Source organism: Citrobacter sp. Cpo142 (assembly GCF_030332425.1).
GTDB lineage: Bacteria > Pseudomonadota > Gammaproteobacteria > Enterobacterales > Enterobacteriaceae > Citrobacter > Citrobacter portucalensis.
The window spans coordinates 1-258 of sequence record NZ_JAOWHW010000009.1; the positions used below are offsets into that span (position 1 = coordinate 1).

General features: G+C 57.0%; 1 protein-coding gene. It reads left to right on the forward strand.

The features are described from left to right. Positions 1-258: transposase (locus OGY18_RS00035; protein ID WP_286551126.1), on the forward strand; the 258-nt coding region annotated here is incomplete at both ends.

The following is a 258-nucleotide window of genomic DNA, read 5'->3' on the forward strand; positions in this document are numbered from 1 at the left end:
GCATGCAGCATTGGTACAACCTGAGCGACGGTGCCATGGAAGATGCCCTGTACGAAATCGCCTCCATGCGCCTGTTTGCCCGATTATCCCTGGATAGCGCCCTGCCGGATCGCACCACCATCATGAATTTCCGCCACCTGCTCGAGCAGCATCAACTGGCCCGTCAATTGTTCAAGACCATCAATCGCTGGCTGGCCGAAGCAGGCGTCATGATGACCCAAGGCACTTTGGTGGATGCCACCATCATTGAGGCACCCA